The organism is Bacteroides mucinivorans, from assembly GCF_034654355.2.
Taxonomy (GTDB): domain Bacteria; phylum Bacteroidota; class Bacteroidia; order Bacteroidales; family Bacteroidaceae; genus Bacteroides; species Bacteroides nordii.
In genome coordinates this window covers 37363-59162 of sequence record NZ_CP178179.1, presented here as the reverse complement: position 1 = coordinate 59162, position 21800 = coordinate 37363, and the positions used below count along the sequence as shown (strand labels likewise).

The window sequence follows — 21800 nt, the reverse complement described above, 5'->3', positions numbered from 1 at the left end:
TAGGATAAGATTCATAAGTTAATTGGAGTTTTGAGTTTTTAATTTCATTATTTCATAAAAAGATTGAGCTGCAGGTTTTAAATTTCCCTCGTAATCGATAATAGAAGTGTTGGAAGGACAGGGAAAGCAGTCGTGTCCCATCCAGATTAAAAACCCTCCACATGCAGGGAAACGGCGTTTTGCCTCAGTCAATGCAATGGATAAACCGCAACATTGCCTTTCCTGACTCCACTCCACATATTCTTCAATACTGACAGGAGCATTGCCTTGATGTGCTTTTCGAAAAGCATCTTCTTCCATCCACCATGAAAACTGTGCCCAAATGGGATTATCGACAGATATCGGCAGAGGTTGATAACTACCGCAATAACGCTTTATAAGGCTTACCGGTGAAGCTCCGTTCACTCCGGCCTCAGAATGGAGCAAAGCGTCAGAATTTTGCCAATAACTCCGTATGTTACTCATAAATTTATCTATAGGCTCTTCAGGTAGTGTCCAAGGCCCATGTACATCCCATTGAATACCGCGCCCATAATGCTTTGGATCGTTGTATATCACCGGACCTGACGGCGAAGCTGGTAGTAAGCGATGGAACGGATCTTTTTCTTCTACTGTCCGCGCAATGGCTTTTAGCATGGCATGCTCGAAATTCAGTGGATGTTCATTGGCTTCGTCATACAATTCGTTACCTCCACTCCATATGACAAGTGAAGGATGATAGTGGCGTCGAAGTATGTATTCGTCAACAATATCTTTCATTCGTCCGATTCGCTCGGAGTCGTCCGGAGGAGTATTATTAATACCCGATGACGACAAAGGAAATTCTTGCCAAACCAGCAAACCGAATTCATCACATAGCCTATAAAAACACTCTTTTTCGAGGATAGCACCTCCCCATACACGTAGTATGTTAAACCCCAGTTCTTTATATTGTAAGAGTCGTTCCCGGTAGAGTGATTCGTCGACATCCGCAAAAAGTACACGAAGAGGAGTCCAATTGACCCCCTGTAGAAATGTGTCAATACCATTTATACAACAAAGCCATGGGGTAGCTTCGGGAGAAGCATTGGCACATGATTTCCATTCTATACGCCGGAACCCGACAGGCCGTTGCCATTGGTCATGTGGATTGTTTTCCGGGTCGAAGGATGTACAACGAAGATTATATAAAGTTTGGGAACCTTGGTTGTTAATATTCCAACGATTGATATTGGGAATATTAACGGTAAAACAATTCATTTTATTGGGCACAAGTTCGTTGCTACAGATGCGAAGTTCCGTAATTATTCGCCCATCTGTTTCGGACAGGCAAATATTGATATCTCCTTTTTGTTCATTCTTCCCACTTATCCTAATGTGAATTACTCCTGTTGTGAGGTCGGGTAATAATTCTGTATACGTATAAATGTCCGGTAATAGGTAGTCATCGGTTATTTCAATGAAAAGGTCATCCCAGATACCTGTTTGGACAATGCGGGGACACCAATCCCAGTTATAGTAAAACCGTGGTTTTACTATCTGTGTACGAGACGTCCAGTATACTTGTCCCTCGTAACGTTCGGGACTGGTAAAGAGAATGCAAAGACGGTTGTTGCTTAATTGTATTTTGTCTGTAATATCAAAACAATGGCTATGATAAGCAGTTTCGAAAACTCCTATCAATTGCCCGTTGAGCCATATCTCTCCACAGTTGTCAAGGCCTAAAAAGCAGAGGCTTACCCGTTCATTCTTTTCATGTTGTACAATTCTGTCGGGCAGATCGAGAAAATAAAGCCAGTGCCGATTCTCAACCCATTCACACTGGCGATAGTTGGTGCCGATATTCCAATCGGGTAGAATACCAGCATTGAATAATGCTTGTTGAACCGAACCTGGAACAGGAGCCGGAACTGTTTTTTCTTCCGGCTGAGTGATTTTCATTTGTTCCATCTGTCTGTCCAGCTTCCAATAATAGGGCTTGGTTCCTACCAATTCCCAGTTGAGTCCGGCAAGTGAAAAATGTCTTTTCATATCCGTTTTTTATTGTAAGGCTATTTATAAGAAAAAGAGATACTCCAATACACAGAGTATAAAAAGGATGAGGCAAAGAACACGGAAATTTTTATACCATATTACTCCTTTCAGTTCTTTGGTCTCTTCGGTCCATAAATATTTATTCCATGTATTTGAGGCAACTTGTTCTTCAAGAGGAGGAGGAGTGGCATAACTTACGATAACAGTTACAAGCATACTTGCCAACATCAGTAAAGGTGCCAGTATCAAATAGTGTATTGGTATTGAAATACCGATAATATACTTGGTCAGCATAATTCCTATTGCTGCTGTTAAACCAAACATTAATCCGGTAAAAGCTCCTTGTGCATTCCCCCGCTTCCAGAAAAGCCCCAGTAGAAATGCTCCCACGATAGGAGGAGCAATATAGGATACCATCTCCTGATAATAGCCGACCAATGAATCAAACTTTTGAATGAATGGTGCCCATGAGACAGCAATAACCAAAGCAATGAAGGAGGTGATTTGACCTACTCTTACTAATTTTTGTGGGTTGCTGTTTTTTACTATCCGAGGATAGAAATCCATAGTGAAGAGAGTTGATACCGAGCTTAATGTTGCACTTAAAGTTGAGGTCAGAGCAGAAATCATGGCAGCAATAATCAGACCGATAATACCTGTCGGCAATAATTTCAGAATCAAACGTGGATATACTTCATCAGTGTTGATTCCATAGATACTTTTTAGTGTACTACCAGGAATAACATCATAGGGAAGTGAGTTTCCAAGACCAAAAAGGTCAATACCACGGGCAATGATTCCAGGCATGATAATAATAAACAGGGTAAACATGTATAGAAAGCCGACAAAAAGGACCCCTTTGCGCCCTTCATCGATAGACCGGGCAGATAATACACGCTGCACCATTACTTGATTATTACCCCAGAAATAAAAACTAAGTATGGTAACTCCAAATATCAAACCCGGCCATGGAACCGTAGGGTCGTCGAGCGGGCGGATAAGCTTGAGCCATACTCCTTCATGAAAGTGTTCCATAAAACTGTCCCAACCACCAATACTTTCGAAACAGAAGAAAGAGAGTATGATTGAACCAATTATTAAAATAATAGATTGTATAACATCCGCATTAATTATGGAAGACAGGCCACCTACAATTGTATAACTTCCTGCCACGATTGCCATACCTAATATAATATAAAAAAGGTCTATCCCGGGAAACATCATTTTTAATATCAATGCACCCGTATATAATGCGGCTGCCGCATCCAGAAAAATATTTCCGATAATGGTAATGAATGAAAAGTAAAGTCTCGAGCGGCTATCGAATCGGCGTCCCAAATATTCCGGTATCGTGAAGATACCCGACTTGATGTAGAACGGCAGAAAGAACATTGCAAAGAAAATCATTACAAATACTGCCATTAGATTATAATTGAACACGGCTACGCCACTAATGAATCCTTCACCGGCATGTCCTATCAGAGTGGAGCTTGATATACTGGCTGCAAATAGTGAAAGCCCGATCATTGGCCATGTGCAGCTTTTGCCTGCTAAAAAGTAAGAAGCCGAGTCACTTGTTTTACTGTGACGTAGCGCCCACCAAATAATGAAGACAATGAATAAGACAATAATTATTAAATCGACGGTTGATAAGGATTCTGACATGTTTTTAAAGTATTGAATAAATTATTATTTTGAATCTGTTTTAATGAAAGTAATCAGTTCGTCAATATTGCATGTGGCTACGCAGCACCATTGATCCGAAGCACCATAATATACGAATAAGGTTTTGTCCCGCAATACAATTCCCGTAGGGAACACAACTCCCCATTTGTATAGTCCGTTACGCTCAATTTCTGTTTCAGGTTCGAGAATAAAATGGCGTGTACGATAAAGAACTACTGTCGGATCTTCAAGACTAAGTAAACAGGCTCCTATCCGATACACATAATTGTCATCCACCCCATGGTAAAGTAGAAGCCAGCCTTCTGAAGTACGGACAGGAGGAGTATTACCTCCAACTTTTATTTCCCAGGATTCTCTTCCCTTTAATAGTAATTTACTCGGAGTGTTCCAACTCATCAAATCTTTGGATGATTTAATCCATATGGCGGGATATTCTGTATCATAAATTGCTCCGATATAGTCTTTTGGACGATGTAACATATAAAATAAGCCATTAATTTGTTCAGGGAAAAGAATAACATCCCGATCGTCCAGCGAAGGTTCAGTCAGTCGACCTACCTTTTTAAAATTAAATAAATCTTTTGACATGGCCAATGCAGTATTCCCGATATTCTCCCGCAAACAACGAGGCGCCAGTTCATCATGTTCAGGGGCTTTTACCTGGTCGTATTTATATTTCCAGTATTGCCCGGGAGGATAAGGACGAAAAGCATAAGTCATATAGTATTCCCTTCCTATTTTTACTATTCTCGGATCTTCTACTGAACCTGCGTCAAAGTTGTCTTTGGTCGGACTTAATACCGGCTTGTCCGAAACCCTGTTAAAATGGAACCCATCGTCACTAACAGCCAATCCAATATGTATATGATGTGCTTCATCATTACCTGCCGCCCGATAATAAAGATAGAATTTACCATTTTCATACCATGCGCCTGGATTACATACGACTAAACTTTCCCACTGATTATCTGTGTTAGGAGATAATATTGGATTTCCTTCAAACTTCTTTAATAGCATATTATTTAATTATACATTTAATGATGTTGCAAAGATAGGCGTTGTGAGTAATCCATCTGAATACTATTTTGTTCATTCATTATACTTTATTGTACAATAAACAATTTCTTCATTTACATTCTACTATTTTCTAACTAAACTCAGATTCCAACTTGATTCTATTTTTTCTAAAGAACTATTGATATAATTCCACACTATTTATATAACATAACGACTTAGAAAAAGACATACTATTTTGATTAGACGCATAACCCATCATCAAGTTTCAAACCGGGAGGAATAAAAAGGAATACTTAAACAGACCGACAGAAATGGGCAAACCAATGTCCAACAGATACCCGGTAAAACTGGACGAAATAGGAACATTCATACCGGTACTAACTTTACGCAAATGGAAAGAACTGGAAGAAACCGGAAAGACGAGCAAACACCACAATGCACAAAGCATGTTATGGGAAGTGTAAACAAGAAAATCGCAAGATTAAGGTACTTGGGTTAGTTAATAATAGCCTTTGAAGCAGACAGACTATAGCTTTCAAAGAAGAGTTACCAAGTGAATTGAGTATGCAAAACATCCGGATGTTCTTATCAAAAACATCCCCATGTTATAAATCAAAACATCCGGGTGTTTTTATACACAACATCCGGATGTCTTATATTCATGAAACAAGAGTTATGAATACAAAGATATAGTATACAACATCATAAGTATGTATATACTTTATCCAGCAAAAGAGTATCTTATTATACTATATTTATAAAACCAGATAAAAGAAAGAGAATCGATCTACTCCCACCAGTTTCTAATTGGTTTCAACTTCCTCTGACTTTGGATAGTTCGGGCTGTAGAGCAATCTTTCTTTACGAACAACCAACTTCCCTTCTTTCACAAATCCTTCTCCCCGTTCACTCAAATGCTTCACCATTGCCTCACGTAAATCAGCCAGCCTTTTCCGATAATGTTTCTCCGACACAAGATTTCGCAATTCTCCCGGATCCTTTGATAAATCAAAAAGTTCTTCTTCTCCTGTATAGAAATTCCACACATATTTAATTTTGCCATCGGTCAAAGCACACCAGTAATTTTCCTTCGCATAACAAGTTGCATGCTCCAGATCAATATATTGTCTCCATGTATGCTTTCTGCTTTCGTCTACTAAAGCTAACAGTGAGAGTCCATCCATCTCCTCAGGAATTTGTGCTCCGGAAGCATCTAAGAAGGTAGGCAAAAGATCTCGTAATTCCACCGGTTCATCTACTTTTATTCCCTCTTTAATACCAAACGATTCAGGCCATTTTACAATATATGGAACATGTGTGGAACCCTCATAAGGATAAGTCTTCCGCCAATGATAATGATCGCCCAACATATCCCCATGGTCGGAAACATAGCAAATCAAAGCATTATCATACATTCCCTTATCTTTCAGTGCTTGTATTATTTTTCCTATTTCCTCATCAATAAATGTAACATTGGCATAATAGTATTTTCGGGAATTTTTAGCATATTCAGTTCCAAAATTGGCAAACGGAGCATCCTTATCAGCTTTTACCGGATCAAGCTGAGTAGCGTATTTACTACACCAGTCACCAATATAAGGAACCGGAATTTCTTTCTCTTCATACTCATCCAAAAGACGTTGGGGAGGGTCATACGGACTATGAGGACGTGCAAAGGAAACTTTCAGAAACAACGGGCTTTCATTATTATAATTCTGTATCAATTCGCAAGCCATCTTTCCTGTCCAGGCGGTAGGATGTAACTCCTCAGGCAGTTTATAAGTACCTGCCCTGTGTTCATTCCAACCAATACCTGTCAAATCAGGATTTACTCCCGGCATTTGTATCTGTAACCATAGTCGATAATCGCTGATAAAATATTTCGTCTCAGCACGCCCGCTTTCATCTAACAAAGTTCCATGAAAACCATGCAAAGATTTTTGTGGAGACCAATGCATCTTTCCAATACCAAATGTATAATAATTCTGCTCTCTTAGCATAGCAGGCATCTCGTATCTGTATTGCATGGCTACCCGGCCATACCCCAACATGCCATGCCGCCAAGGAGACATACCGGTCAGTAATCCTGCACGGGCCGGTGTGCTACTTGGAGTAGACGAATAGCCATTACAGAATAATGTCCCCTCTTCAGACAGTTTATCAATATTAGGTGAAATAACTGCCGGATTCCCCGTACATCCCAAAGCATCGCCACGATGCTGATCGGCCATAATCAAGATAATATGAGGTTTTTGTTGTGCTCTAACCTGCTGAATCGAAAAACCGATTCCGGAAGTCAAAACCAACATACCATTTAATATCGGAATTATTTTCATTTTTATGAAAGTTGATTTATAGTATTATCTGATACACATTTTCTTAATTAAACGTATGAAAAGCGTTTTTCATACATTTAATCTATGGTATATTACAAATCCTTTGGAATCCGTCGTCCGTATTTCTGTAATAAGAAACGAGCGTATTGCATCAACTCACCCTGAGGTGCTACCAGAATAGGGTCTGTAGAATCTACCCAGGCATCTTCGAAATTTTTTATTGATTCATCCAATTTTGTCTGATCAAACTCCCGGTTACCTTCTACTGCAGAGATTACTGCATCCATATACATATCCCAGCGTTTCGAATAGTAATCTTTAATGAGCCCCGCCCATGTACGACTGGCATAATCATTCAGACTACCTCCCCAAGTTGTGATCAGATTACGGGCATTCTTCTCGTAATAATCTTTCACTTCAGGAGTCGTACCCAATGCACGGGCATCAGCCAACCATTTATCCAAGGCACAACGGCTATGAAAAGCATTCAAACGATCCAGATCATGAAGAATCTCTTTCATTTCCGCAGCTCTGGCTTTCAGCCCCGGAAGGTCTTTGGCTGTATACATACGGTCAAAATCATCTTTCACTATAAGAAAATAATTACCCAGTAATTGACGGCCTACAGTAATGATATCCAGCCGCAGAGCGTCTCTGTTACAGTCCGTAGCCTGTAACAGTTTCTCCCAGGCTTGTAACAAAGTAGCATTGGAATAATCAATAACCGTACGTCTATTAGGCTTGTTCATCACCGGACGATAGTTAGGTAATACGCCTAATGTTTTGGGAACCTGTACGTATATCTGGTTGAACAGAATATCCCACGCCTCACGAACTGGCTGGGAAACAGTCCCGGCATGACGGTCGGCAAGATTTTGTAACCACACCTCATTGTCGAGATTCAAATCCCACGCCTTCTCAAAGATATATTCATAGGGAAACTGCATAACATCCAACCCTTCGAGCGTAGAACCGATACCCCGAAGGTTATTTCCACCATTTATCAACGCATTGTCAAGACGGTCACCACTCTCCTTTACATTACCGGTAAGAGTCGTGTTTCCCCCAAAATTACCTAAATAGCACCAAATATAAGGTTGTCCATGAAAGTGTTCAGTGTTTTTCCAAAGTTCTACATTCTCACAATGATAATCCAGTAAAAACATCTTATCCTGCGGCACTCCGGTTAGTAAAGCTTTGATACGCGGAGCCGTCCAATCCTTGCGGTCATGATAAAACATCCAGGTCATCTGCATCCATTCCGCTTTCGGATCTGCTGCTGTCAATGTCCGATACATATCCGAAGATACCTGACTGAGATATTCGGGTTCCCAACTTGGTGGATCTACCTCGTTAAAAGGATCTACGCCATAAATATGATCAGTTCCGAACAAACGAGTCTGCTCCTGAAGAAAATGTTTTTGAATGGTAGCAAACAGCGGTTCTTCGGGATTCAGAAAATAACAACGATACGTATCAGCAAAACCTGCCCACTTACCAAGATGCTGAATATTAGCCTCCGGATAAATTCGTTTCAAAGCTGCAGGTACATGACCGGCAAAAGCAGGCAATACCGGTTTCATATTCAATTCGCGTTCCCGCGCAAGTATCTTTTTCTGTAGTTCCACCTGATTATCCAACCACTCCATAGGTAACGGACCGTTCCATCCATCAATATTTGCCATACGATGCCAGGGTAGATACGTAGGTCCCGTAAAATAGGAACGGATTTCCTGATCCGTCAAACCTAATTTCTTCCATACTTTATACCATACGGCTTCCTGACCTGTAATGGCCAGAGGCATATTGACCCCGTTCAAAGCCATCCAGTCAATAAAACGCTCCCAATCTTTCCATTGCCAATAAGGCATAGTGTAACCATAAGTACAGTAGTTCAAAAAAAAGCGTCTGTCTACTTTTGCTTCCGCACTAAAAGTTTTCTCCAACACCGGAAGAGTATCAGGCATTTCAACAGGAATATCGGCATACCATGAGATTGTGGTAAGACAATAATACTTTAGATAATAATTCAGCCCCATTGCCATTGAGTTAGCGTTATTACCGCCAATCACTATTTTTCCAGAGTCGGAAGTATCCAACCGGAAACAGTCTTTTCCGTCAACGGGTCTTATTTTCTTAAACTGAAAGTTCTCGGCATATGCCGGGATGAGACGTTTCACCATTGACTGCATAGCGGCTACGTCTTTCTCCTTTGCCCCCGCTGATAGTGAGAGGAACAATGTTACGATAACCAGATAAATGTTTCTTTTCATCATTTCAATTATAGTTTTATGTAAATTTGTTTTTTAAATAGAATGTATCCGATAAGCCAGTTAAGTAATAGGAAAAGGACCGCATACATGAATGAACCGAAATAGTTGCCGAATAGGGGTTGCAGGCAGGTATCGAACAGGGACGTGTTAACTTTCCATATTCGCAACAGATCACCGAAGATTTCGGCAAATACATAAAGAACCAGTGGATTTACTCCGAAAACATTGAAGAAAGTGCACCATCTTTTCTTTTGTCGAACATCGATTATTTCGATCAATACAGCTAATGCTAAAGCTGCTATTCCGCAAGTAAGTAATACAAAACTCGGAGACCATAGACGCTTGTTGAGCGGACAGGTATAACTAAACAAGAATCCGGCGAACAACATTAAGGAACCAAGAAAGAATAGCTTTTGCATCCGGTCTTTGTTATCCTTCAAATCGATAATCATTCGTCCACATACAAAACCAATCATTACCTGGGCTATGGCAGGAATAGTACTTAAAATTCCTTCCGGTTCTACAAACTGACGCCCTTGCAAATACATATGATTTGTTCCCAGAACGGTAGAATCGACTATAGCCATAATATTACCAGGACTTTTCTCGAATCCGTTTCCTATCAACTGAAGAATAAAATATCCTGCTAAAAGTAGAAGGGCCACCTGAAAAAAGCGCTTGTGAGGGATAAACAACGCCATGATAGCTGTTGCTCCATAGCAGATGCCCAGACGTTGCATCACTCCTAAAGGCCGCATATGCTCCCAATCAGTCCAGATACCGGTTTCACTTGAATTTATAATCCATTTCATGGCAATACCTATCAGTATCAGGAGAAAAGCACGTTTCATAATCTTTCCGATAGCAAGGCGCCATTGGAAATCATATTTGCGCAGAGATATGTAGGTGGATATTCCCATCAGAAACATAAACATAGGAAACACAAGGTCGGCAGGAGTGAAGCCATCCCATTTGGCATGACGCAGAGGGGCATAGCCGTATCCGCATGCACCGGCATTATTGACAAGTATCATTCCGGCAACAGTGAATCCTCGCAGGACATCGAGAGAGAGAAGACGATTATTGGCAGGCATGAGTTTATAATTTATGAGTTATAATGTATTAGATGATCACCAAACGAGACATAAGAGGGTAGTAGAGGCTGCCAATACTGCTCCTATAAGGGTTTCATAAGGAATGAGTTTCAGACGTTGCTTAAAAGTCAATTCACAGACTCCACCGGTAGCATGAAAAAAAGAGCCATGAGGTAAATGATCCAGTACTGTGGCACTGGAGTTGATCATGGCAGCTCCCCATGCAGCGGAAATACCGACAGCAAGAATTGCTTCTGCAAAAGAGGCGGAAGCGAGAGTAGCTCCGGCAGTAGTAGAGGCCGTGGCGGCTGACATTAATGCGCCAGATACGGGAGCTATCATTATTTCATTGAAGTGGGCTTGTTCCAGTAGTTGCAGAATCCAGTCTTTTAGAGTAGAGTTTTTGATAACGCCTGCAATTGTTCCTGTACCGATTAAAAGTACAGCTACAGTAGACATTTTTTGGAGACCGTATTCCATACTAGGCAGAATATTTTTCCATTGTTTCATGCAAAGGATACCACAAATTCCGCCGATGGGCAGAGCTATTAGAGGATCAATGGTAATACCAGCCAAAGGCCGCAGGGCAAGTAAGATGATAGTGACGAAAGGTGCTATCAGGCTGCTGGTAAGAGAAGGCAATTGTTTATCATCTGTGATTTCTTCCTGTCCTGGAGCGACAATAGTAAGTTTTCGGGGGATAAGGCGGATAATAACAAAAACCGTAAACACTAACCCGATAATTGCCGGAAGAATATTGTAAAACATGACCGATGATAAATCTGCTTTAAAGTTTTCAGCTGCAATAATTGTATTCGGATTCGGGGAAACTATATTACCGCATTTTCCTCCACCAATCATGGCTATCAATAGTACGGATGGTGACAAACCCAAACGTTTTCCGATAGACAGTGCAATAGGGGCTACTGTAATAACAGCCACATCAATAAAAACCCCAACAGCACATAGCAACATAGTTGCCAAAGCTAATGCTGCAAATACCCGTTTCTCTCCTAATGTATTTATAATAGCATTAGAGATGGTAGTCGCTGCTCCTGTTTTAATAAGCACACCGGACAATACCCCTGCTGTAAGAATACGGATGATGGCTGGTGTAACGTCTTTGACGCCATCTGTCATCACCTTTACTGTCTCTGTCAATGGTAATCCGCCTAACAACCCGCCAACAATCGCTCCGGCTATTAAACTATAAGCCGGAGATATTTTTTTTATGATTAAAAGAACGGATACTAACAATCCGATTAAAGCGCCAATTGCTGTCATAGAAAAGATTCATAGTTTATGCTTCATAATCGTGACTTTTATTAACCACGACACTTAAGCTGATTTACACTTTACGACTTAAAGCATTTAATAATACGTATAAGTTGAGTCACGGTTCTTTCGATATTCTTAAGAGCAAATTCCTGTCGCATAGCCTGATCTAAAGAGACAGGAGCCGGCTGAACAGACAATACAGCCGTAAATCCCATTTCATTCAACTGCTCTACAGCCTCTACACATCCTCCTAAGGCTATGACGGGGATATTTTCTTCAACAGCTATTTTCAAAATACCACCTAATGCCTTCCCCATACCAGTTTGTGCATCCAGTTTTCCTTCACCCGTAAAAATAAGGTCTGCAGACTGAGCATACTCCCTGAAATGAAGAATATCCAAAATTGTATCAATACCCGACTTCAATGTTGCATTCAGAAAAGGAAGTATTCCCCCACCCATACCACCAGCCGCACCAGCACCGGCTATTAAAGTAATGTCCATCCCTTTCTGTTCTTTAAGAACCATAGCATAGTGTTGTAACCCCTCATCCAATGCTTTAACTTCATCCGGGTTTGCTCCCTTTTGTGGAGCAAAGACAAAGGCAGCCCCTTGTGGCCCATAGAATGGATTATTTACATCACATGCTATTGTAAAAACAGACTCTTTTAAAGCAGGATGTAAAGTAGCAGTATCAATAAGTGCAATATGGATAAGATTACTCCCTTTCGGTTCGAGTTCTTTCTTTTCTTTGTCCAGAAAACGAACCCCCAAAGCGTGCATCATACCTATACCGGCATCATTTGTTGCACTACCACCTATACCCATAATAAAATGACGGCATCCACGATTCAATGCATCCAAAATAATTTCTCCTGTCCCGAAAGAAGAAGTATGCATTGGGTTTCTCAAAGCAATAGGAATCAGAGGAAGCCCACTGGCAGAAGCCATCTCAAAGACTGCTGTTTTCCCATCTTTGGTTATTCCATACGAAACTTCTATCGGATTCATCAGCGGATCATGGGCAATACAAGAAACCCTATTTACATCCAATTGAGTACAAATTGCTTCAGTAGTTCCTTCTCCACCATCTGCAATCGGGAAATGGATCAATTCACAATGAGGATACTCTTTCAAAATAGCTTGCGCAGCATATCGGGCAATATCAAGTGAACCTACAGATCCTTTAAATGAATCAAAAGCAAGAATAATCTTTCTCATACAGCATAAATTGCAAATTAAAAACTTATCAAAGATAAGACTTTATTACTCGTATCAAATAAAAAGACAGAGTACTTCTCTTGCAATATTTACAAGAGAAGGGGGGATACTCTGCTTACCTGAAAACTAAATCAAAATACCTTTGCTTTATTCACAAGTTCAACGGCAATATTAACAGGATTTTCAAATGGTTTTGTTGTGTTGTGCCATGGAGTATTTATCCATGTTTCTTCCCAACGATCCAAATCTTCCCACTGTTTGGAGAAATAAAGTTTTAAACGTGGTATATAGTAGTCTTTTATTAATCCACTCCAAAAACGAGCAGCATAATCCTCTTGAAACCCTCCCCAAGTAGTAATAAGACGTTTTGCGTTTGATTCATACTTATCCTTTTCTTCAGAAGTGGTACCGCTATTTCTTGCTAATTCTACCCACTCTTCAAGACGATAAAGAGGATGTGAAGCAAGAAGCTTATCCACATCTAACAGCAAGTCAACAACCTGTCTCAATGTGTATTGTGCCGCAAGCTTATCACCAATCGTATTTTCTTCAAGAGCTTTCACATAAAGTTTGTCTGCTTTGGCAGCCACATAATATGCAGCATACTCTATGGCATCATTCACATAAAGTTCCGAGTTTTGCAAACTGTCTGCACAAGTGAGAAACAATTCAACAGCACGTAAAAAATCATCACTGGTATCTATCTTGCTAATTCGTCTCTGATCCGGAGTCACTGTCTGCCAGGTAAAACGAGGATAAGAGTAAAGTGAACTATAAGCACTTTTTCTAAATAATACCCAAGCCTCTTTCATTGCATCCGGATATTTCCCATAGCGAGCTTCACAATATGACTTTAACCATTTATCAAGATCTATACTTTGGTCCGTCCACCCCATATCGGCCAATAGCTCATAAACTACTTCATTATTTTCAAGCCCCTCCGGAGCAGAACCAAATCCTATAAGATTTCCACAAGATTTAGAATGTAACGCTTCAGAAGAAGAAGAAGCATACATCTGCAAATCACCAGTCATAGGAGTTTTGCCACCAAAATTGGGAACATAGCTAAATATCCATTTCTTACCGTAGAAACCATCGTGTACTTTCCAAGTCTGTTCTGTGTTCCAAACCCATTTGGGGTAATCATTGCCTAAATCTACAATAATCATCTTATCATCCGGTACCCGGCTCAACAGAGCCTGTAAACTCTCTTTGTCCCAGAAAGAATGCTGGTATCCAAAAGTCCATCCTTGCGTAACCCATACTGCATCCGGATTACCAGCCGTGATAGAACGATAAATAGATTCACCATATTGAGCCAAAAGTTTATGTTTTCCTTCTATATCCTCTTTTTCTATCGGAAGTTCCATTTCATTAAAACTGTCTGAAAGATAATAAGTATTTCTACCAAATTCTTTCTCCCATTCCTCAATAAACATTTTCCCAATCTCTTCAAAGAACGGAGAATCCGGAGGAAGTACATAAGCATTATATTTATCATCAAATCCTCCCCATTTCAAATGTTTGAATTTTACAGCAGGGTGTTTCTCTGCAAAAGCCATTGGTACAAATCCCGCAAATGCCGGAGCTATCGGCTGCATCCCCAGCTCACGCATACGATTAATGATAAGATGTTGCATCTCAATCTGACTTTCTTGCCATTTATCGGACAAAGGCCCATCCCATGTATTCAGGTTGCCCATACGATGCCATGGCAAATGAGCTGGTGCTGTAAAAAACGCCCGAATTTCTTCTTTTGTAAGTCCCATACGTAACCATACTCTTTCGGCAATCGCTTCACTCGCCACAGTAGCCAGAGGCATATTTACACCTCTAAGTGCCATCCAATCTATTTCTTTTTCCCAACGATCCCAATTCCAATAGGGAGTAGTATAACCATAAGTACAAACATTCAGAAAGTATCTGTACGAATAAGGAGTCGTTTGCTTTTTAGCGATATAATCAGGCCATATTTCAGGTAGCTCTATATGTTCTCCACTCCAGGTCTTCATAGCATGGCAAGCCTCCTTCAGGTAGGTATGAAACGCATAACAAATAGCTACAGTACTGCTTCCTTTCAAAACCAGTACCCCATCCCGAGCCTCTATCTCAAAGGTTTCTTTTCCGTTAACCGGTTCTATAACCTGACAAGTAATTTCATTAGCCCGGATTCCAATCTGACGCTCTATAAGTTGTTTAGCAGGAACCAATATATCATTTGATTCCATGTTACAGGCATATAAAGCAATAGACAAACAAAAAATAAACAAATACTTCAATATAGAATATCTCATAATATAAAATCAAAATTAAAAAAGAACCAATAACCGAAATCCAAAGCAGACCCGGAAATTGGTTCATACTCATTATTGTATCAATGCCCGTATTTTCTTAGGAATATCAACGTTATCCAATTTACCACAAAACTGTTCCGAACCTGCTCCTATAGCAAAAACAGGAACATATCCAGCAGAATGCGTACCACCTGCCCAACCTAAAACAGCAATTTGATTCATCACTTTTCTGGCACATACAGCCAATGGTTCGATTTTTGAATACAATCTTTCTTCAAACTTCACTTTATTTTTCACAAAAGAAGTTTCAAATACGGTATACAACAACTTTTCTTGCTCTTTATCAATAGAAAGTTTACTCCAAAATCCCATCTCCATACTTAATAAGGCCTTAATGTCATCCCAGCTAACTTCATTCTTCCGCATTTTTCTAAGCTCAGAGATTTTATTTGAAAGCATCTCTATCGAGCATTTCTGATATTGCAACGCCTGTAAATTAAGATTGTACTTTTTTGTACCCAATACAATGCCACCCGTTTCATGATCAGCCGTAATAACAATCAACGTTTCCTGAGGATGCTTCTTATAGAAATCATAAGCCACAGCAATAGAACGATCAAAATCTTCCACTTCCCAAAAGACAGTAGCAGCATCATTACTATGGCAGGCCCAATCTATTTTTCCACCTTCAACCATCAGGAAAAATCCTTCTTTATTATTTTCCTTCATCAAAAATTGTATAGCACTTTGGGTTATCTCGGGTAAAGTCAAATCATCATCATGCTGATCGATAGCATAAGACAAACTCAAATCCGGTTTGCCCTCTTGCTGTATCAAAATCATTTTATCGGCTTTATCTACCTGCTTTCTAAAATCTTCGATTCCCCGAGCCACGGTATAACCCGCCTTTTCTATTACTTGATAGATGTTAGAACCATCTTTAACGTCAGATGTTTTATTAGGACTCAGGAAACCAGAACCGGCATAAAAATCAAAACCAGCTTTGGGCAAATCACAAGCTATTTCATAAAACATCTTTCTATCGGGTTGATGAGCATAAAAAGCTGCCGGAGTAGCATGGTCTATACTAACACTAGTGGCAATCCCGACTTTTTTACCTTTCGTTTTAGCACATTCGGCCACGCTCACCAATGCTTGTTTACTCATATCCACACCAATGGCTCCATTATATGTTTTCTTTCCCGTGGCCAACGCTGTTCCACCAGCAGCCGAATCCGTGACAGGATGAGTTACCGAATAAGTACTCACCACACCTCCGCTGGGAAATTGAGTAAATAATAAAGGATCAGTACCTATATGACCTTTTAAAGCCGCTCGGTACATCTCCGTTCCGTTTACCTGATTTACTCCCATCCCGTCGCCTATAAAATAAAATACATATTTGACCTGCCCTTGGACCGTTATTACAATCCACAGGAAACATAACAAACTAATCAGGCGTCTTATTTTCATCTATCAGTTCTCCTGTTTTATTCAGAAACAACGAATTTCACAGTCTCATTATCTACCTTGGCAATATACATACCTGTACTTATATTTACCGTTGTTGCCACGTCGTTTTTTACCACATTTTCAAAAACCAATTTTCCTGTTAAGTCATATATCTTTATAAGAGCCATTTCCTGAATGCCACTCACATATATGTTATTACCTACGCTATAAACTTTAATCTCACATTCATCTGCAGTAGTATTTCCAATGCCACTAGGTACAGAATATTCTACCGCACCCACAGAAGGTGTAGCAGGGCGTACTTTACCCAATTGATCTGTAGTCGGAATTTCAATACCGCTTACAGTAGCAACTCCTGCACCTAAAGCAATACTATTCTCGGCAATCATAGCAACCATCCTATCACTTTCCAGCACACTCGTTTGATGATTAAATGACATATCACCTTCATCCCATGGATTCTTTTCTATGGCTTTAAAAATAGTATTATTGTTAAAATCTATTTGCTTATTAGAAGAGTCCTTGAAAAAATCTTTAGAAGCAAAAACATACAAGTTATTCATACAAGTCGGAAAAACCGTTTGCGGTATTGGCTGATTGTTTCCATCTAACTCACCACCCATATAAAAAGCTAAAATATCATATTGAGTCTCATCCTCCAACCACGTGCTACTATAATTCTCAGCAAATAAATTATTAACGAAAGTCGGTTTCATAGAAGTTGTAGCTCGCGACCATACACAAAGAGCTCCACCATTATTCCCCAGATTTCCTACAAACGTACAATTGACAATTACTGGAGAAAAAATATCTACCGTAGTTCCTGTCTGCATATAGATAGCCCCACCACGACCATCAGCAATGTTATTAGCAAAAGTTGAGTTAGCAATGTAAACAATAGGAGAAACATTTTTAGCTGTCGCGTTTATTCCAATAGCACCACCTGCAGCACCTTCATTTTCTACAAAAGAACAATTCTCAACGCGCAATTCCGATGCTGCATAAGCACAGACCGCTCCACCACCATAGGAACCTCCACATCTGTTCTTGATGAACAAAGAGTTCTTCAACACGGCTTTTGCACTACTGACACGTATCACTCCACCGTTATTAATTGCACCTGGAACTGCTTCATAATTATTTGAGAACTGACAGTTGTCAACATTCAAAACAGAACTACCACTCAATCTGATGGCAATACTTTTGAAACCATCAATTATCAGGTCATTCAAAGAAAGTTCTGACGATTCACTGACCGTAAACAGGGATTGTACCCCTTTAATAAACACACGTTTCCCGTTTTTTTTGTTTATACCATTTATTGTCAGATTTTTACCCTTGATAATAATCCCAGTCCCTTCACCATAATCAAGCTCTTCACCATCAAAATTAAATTCAATAATACTGCCCGATTCAGCATTTTCAATCACATAAGGCAATGAACCGGCAATTGTTACATCCATTTCAGATGTAGTTACTTCAATAGATTTTGCACATAATACACTTGTAAAAAATGCAAATACAAATAATAAACCTGTAATTTTTTTCATAATAAAATACATTTAAATGTTTAACATAAACGGTATAGTAATGTAAGTCCGATGTTAATTTATCATTTCATATTCTTCACTTATCAGACTCAAGTTATTTTAAGAGCTTTCCTTATTTAAGGCCTTATATATTCCAATTCCGTGATAATAGGCAAATGATCGGACAACACGGATTGGATTGTTTGGGTACGAATTACTTTCCAACCTTTCTGCGGTTTGGCAAACAGGAAATCTATCTTTCGATAAGGTTTCCATGCCGGTACAGTAGGAGTCATATCAGCATCACAGAACCATTCCTGTTTTAACTCTTTAATCACTTTAGAGGAAACATCAGAATTAAAATCTCCTCCAAGTACAGTAGGATAATCCACTTTTCTAAAATGATTATTAATAAATTCAGCTTGTAATTCCCTCGTTTTTGTAAGCTTAGCATCCAAATGGGTAGAAGCAAAAACAATGGTATCGCCGTTCATTTCAAAAAGCCCCTCTAACAAAACACGTTGTTCATAATCTTTTCCAAGTTGAGGTAAAAGCGTTTTCTGAATCTTGATATAAGGGTATTTTGAGAGAATTCCAATACCATAATACCCTCCTTTATATTCTATTGTTTTGCCATATAAACCGAACATGCCAGTATAATAGGCTAATTCCGATATAAAATCCTTTCCTCTCTGATGAGGTGTACGATCACGATTGGTTTTAGAGTCAACTTCCTGAAGTGCTACAAAATCAGGATTAAAAGACTTTATATGTGCAGCCAGATCTTTCAACTCTGCCAACTCACCAAATCTTAGATTATAAGTCATAACTTTCATTCTCAAAGTATCCTGAGCATATGTATTTCCAACCAATAGCAAATACAAAATCAATAAGCAATTTCTTAATATTCTCATCTTTGTTAGGGTTTTGATACGTTTAATACAGATACAATAGGTAAATGATCAGAAGCATTTATACCTGTAAACACAGTATGAGAAATCACACTAAATTGTTTTTCAGGTTTGTAAGCAATGTAATCCAACTCCCGGTTAGGTGCATTAGAAGGTATTGTAAACTTCATCGGATCAGTGTTCGTTCTAATAAATCCTGCTTCATCAAGCTTTTTGATAATCGAATTATCCGGTTTTGAATTAAAATCGCCTGCTACAATAATCGGTGCATCTCCCTTTGAGGATAATTCTTTCAATATAATCGGAAATTGCCTGTCTTTCTCCGCTTGAGTAACAGATAAATGCGTCACCGCCAGATAAATAGTAGTCTCATTAAATTTTATCTTGGCAGTACCTAAAACATTGCTACCTGTAATTGTCAACCCGTCAATTACTTTTGGTAGCTCATGATTCACTATTTCACTCATATAAAATGAAGAAAGAATAGCGGCTCCGTACGCACCACCTGTTTCAAGATCTTTCTGTTTAAAGAAATAGTAGTACGGGTAACCAGCTAACTTTGCCAGTTCTTTAGCTTGATCTATTCCGAGACTTCGCTTAGTACACTGATCGACTTCTTGTAACAAAATCACATCGGGTTTAATCCTTTTGATAACTTCAGCTACATTATTAACATTTGCTACAGTTGCTTCTGACGTACCATAATAAGGGGCACAATGCCTGATATTATAACTCATCACTGTCAATTTACTTTCTACACTACCACCTGTATCCCATCCAGAATCAGTTCCAGGTTCATCATTCTGGCTACAACCAAAAAATGAAAAACTCAAACAAAGAAATATCAATAAAATTTTTTTCATAATTATTTTTTTAGTTTTTAGTAGAAGTATCGTAAGTCATAGATTCCGACTATACGAAATCTATGACATTCTGATTCATTTATTCAGGCCATCCGGGATTTTGTCCTAGAAGTGGATTTTTCACTCTCTCTTCGTAAGGGACCGGCCATAGATAATGCATAGCCGGATCAAAATAACGAGCTCCACCTTCAACCACTGATTTCTCATATATCACATCTCCAAACTCATCAACACCAGTATCAGGATAAGGATTAGCACCCAAATCATTCATACAGACTTTAAGACTCGGCCCTGTTATAGCACGTCCAAATCTAAGTTCACCTTCTTTCCAACGCATCACATCAGCGTATCTCATTCCATCAAAAGACAATTCTACTCGACGTTCTCTTTTCAATTCTGTCCAAAGATCAAGATTCCATTCAGTCAATTCATCCAGATTCATTCTATGCATCCCCACACGGTCTCTTAATTTATTGACTGTATAGTCGAGATCATCTTGAGATAAAGTACCTTTCGTTTTATAAAGGGCCTCCGCATAAATCAACAAAACCTCAGGAAAGCGAATTACATTCAAATTATTGTGAGATATATTATAATTACCCGCAATTGATTTTACATTGTATTTTTTAAAATAAAATCCAGTAATCCCGTTAGCTCCGTTTCTTCCAGGTTGAAGAGAGGAAAAACGAGGCAGATTAAATATCGGATTGGGCTTACGATATTCTGCATCTCCGTCATCACCACCCGGCCATTCATCTCCGGGGGCATACAAGGTCATTTTCATACGAGGATCTCTATTCTGAAAATAATCAACATAGTGCTCTTCCGGATATTTATAAAGAGGAGAAGTTTTAATATTCGTCTGCTTATAATACTCCAACCCCGCTTTAGCAGGCATTCCATCTGTACATAAATAAGCATCCACTAATGTTTTTGAAGGATTAAAACGGATAAAATCCGTAGGGCAACAAGTTTCATTAGGCATATTATTCATACGCACATCCTTGATGTAAACACTATAAATAATTGATTCATTATTATCTGGGTTAACTTCTACATCACCTTCTAACTGGTATATCTTTTCATAATCATATAACCCATAAGGTCCTTTATCTATAACCTCCTTCGCAGCTTTCGCAGCAATATCATATCGTTCATTTTGCAATGCTATACGTGCTTGCATAGCCAATGCCCCCCATCGGTCAATACGTCCAACATTAGTTCCCAATTGTCTTTCCTCAGGTAATTTAGATGCGGCCCATTCCAAATCATCCATCAAATAATCAATAATTTGATTTCTCGACGTACGAGGTACATAGGCTTCATCAGCTGTTATCACATGATCAACCCAGGGTACATCACCATAAAAAGTAGTTAACATAAAATAGAGCCATGATCTTATCACTTTTACTTCAGCTGCATATACATCCTTTACATCCTGTTCAATCTCTGCTTTATCATAATTATCCAAGAAATTATTACATGTATAAATATGACCATAAGAATACCGCCAATAGGAAGTAAATGGAAAACCATCCGTATAAGCATGTTTTCCTCCGGAAACTTTACTCAATCCACTATTTTTATCTCCCCACATTACAGTTTCCGCAGTAGACTCAGCCCATTTTATCATTAATTCATATTCAAAAGCTCCATAACAGGGATATAGAGCTGCCCGTAGCTGTTCTTCTGTTTTCCAATATGTTTCATTAGTAACAGAATCTTGTGGATATCTGTCCAAGAAGTCGGCACATGAAGTATTAACCCAAAACAAAAGCAATACTAAAATATATTTTATAGTTTTCATATCAGT

At 39.2% G+C, this 21800-nt stretch carries 15 protein-coding genes; 1 reads left to right on the top strand and 14 read right to left on the bottom strand.

All coding sequences use genetic code 11. The features are described from left to right. Window positions 1–18: 18 nt before the first annotated feature. From VCM39_RS00215 to VCM39_RS00205, 3 genes are read right to left on the bottom strand one after another with little or no spacing between them, the layout of a single operon-like run. Window positions 19–2010: a glycoside hydrolase family 2 protein gene (locus tag VCM39_RS00215; protein WP_322932321.1), complete on the bottom strand. Its 1992-nt coding sequence runs from the start codon at window positions 2008–2010 to the stop codon at window positions 19–21. A 24-nt stretch (window positions 2011–2034) separates the two neighbouring features. Continuing rightward, entirely contained in the window at window positions 2035–3678 is a 1644-nt protein-coding gene (locus tag VCM39_RS00210) for a sodium:solute symporter (protein ID WP_322932320.1), read from the bottom strand. Window positions 3679–3702: 24 nt separating this feature from the next. After that, on the bottom strand, window positions 3703–4716 hold the full coding sequence (locus tag VCM39_RS00205) for a glycosidase (RefSeq protein WP_195348912.1): 1014 nt from the start codon (window positions 4714–4716) through the stop codon (window positions 3703–3705). A gap of 323 nt (window positions 4717–5039) precedes the next feature. Between VCM39_RS00205 and VCM39_RS00200 the strand changes: the two genes are divergently transcribed. Continuing rightward, window positions 5040–5180 carry a hypothetical protein gene (locus VCM39_RS00200; protein ID WP_229032155.1) on the top strand — a complete coding sequence of 47 codons (141 nt, stop codon included), beginning with the start codon at window positions 5040–5042 and terminating at the stop codon, window positions 5178–5180. A gap of 339 nt (window positions 5181–5519) precedes the next feature. Here VCM39_RS00200 and VCM39_RS00195 read toward each other — a convergent pair whose 3' ends face one another. From VCM39_RS00195 to VCM39_RS00145, 11 genes are all read right to left on the bottom strand, one after another. Further along, window positions 5520–7052 carry an arylsulfatase gene (locus tag VCM39_RS00195; protein ID WP_322932319.1) on the bottom strand — a complete coding sequence of 511 codons (1533 nt, stop codon included), beginning with the start codon at window positions 7050–7052 and terminating at the stop codon, window positions 5520–5522. 92 nt (window positions 7053–7144) lie between these two features. Beyond that, complete coding sequence (locus VCM39_RS00190) at window positions 7145–9328, bottom strand: alpha-N-acetylglucosaminidase (protein WP_322932318.1); 2184 nt, start codon at window positions 9326–9328, stop codon at window positions 7145–7147. Window positions 9329–9333: 5 nt separating this feature from the next. Next, the gene (locus VCM39_RS00185; protein WP_322932317.1) at window positions 9334–10419 is read right to left on the bottom strand and encodes an acyltransferase family protein; all 1086 of its coding nucleotides are present in this window, start codon (window positions 10417–10419) and stop codon (window positions 9334–9336) included. 36 nt (window positions 10420–10455) lie between these two features. Continuing rightward, window positions 10456–11703: a GntP family permease gene (locus VCM39_RS00180; RefSeq protein WP_002558418.1), complete on the bottom strand. Its 1248-nt coding sequence runs from the start codon at window positions 11701–11703 to the stop codon at window positions 10456–10458. Window positions 11704–11774: 71 nt separating this feature from the next. Further along, window positions 11775–12917, bottom strand: coding sequence for a glycerate kinase (locus VCM39_RS00175; protein ID WP_223381618.1), 1143 nt, complete (start codon window positions 12915–12917; stop codon window positions 11775–11777). A 131-nt stretch (window positions 12918–13048) separates the two neighbouring features. After that, complete coding sequence (locus VCM39_RS00170; protein WP_025866834.1) at window positions 13049–15211, bottom strand: alpha-N-acetylglucosaminidase; 2163 nt, start codon at window positions 15209–15211, stop codon at window positions 13049–13051. A gap of 72 nt (window positions 15212–15283) precedes the next feature. After that, window positions 15284–16678, bottom strand: a complete 1395-nt coding sequence (locus VCM39_RS00165; protein ID WP_221649717.1) for an alkaline phosphatase — start codon at window positions 16676–16678, stop codon at window positions 15284–15286. Window positions 16679–16701: 23 nt separating this feature from the next. Further along, window positions 16702–18234 carry a T9SS type A sorting domain-containing protein gene (locus VCM39_RS00160; protein WP_221649669.1) on the bottom strand — a complete coding sequence of 511 codons (1533 nt, stop codon included), beginning with the start codon at window positions 18232–18234 and terminating at the stop codon, window positions 16702–16704. Between the two features lie 116 nt (window positions 18235–18350). Continuing rightward, entirely contained in the window at window positions 18351–19127 is a 777-nt protein-coding gene (locus tag VCM39_RS00155; RefSeq protein WP_221649668.1) for an endonuclease/exonuclease/phosphatase family protein, read from the bottom strand. Between the two features lie 5 nt (window positions 19128–19132). Further along, window positions 19133–19987, bottom strand: coding sequence for an endonuclease/exonuclease/phosphatase family protein (locus VCM39_RS00150; RefSeq protein WP_221649667.1), 855 nt, complete (start codon window positions 19985–19987; stop codon window positions 19133–19135). Window positions 19988–20066: 79 nt separating this feature from the next. Next, window positions 20067–21794, bottom strand: a complete 1728-nt coding sequence (locus tag VCM39_RS00145) for a RagB/SusD family nutrient uptake outer membrane protein (RefSeq protein WP_221649666.1) — start codon at window positions 21792–21794, stop codon at window positions 20067–20069. Window positions 21795–21800 lie beyond the last annotated feature (6 nt).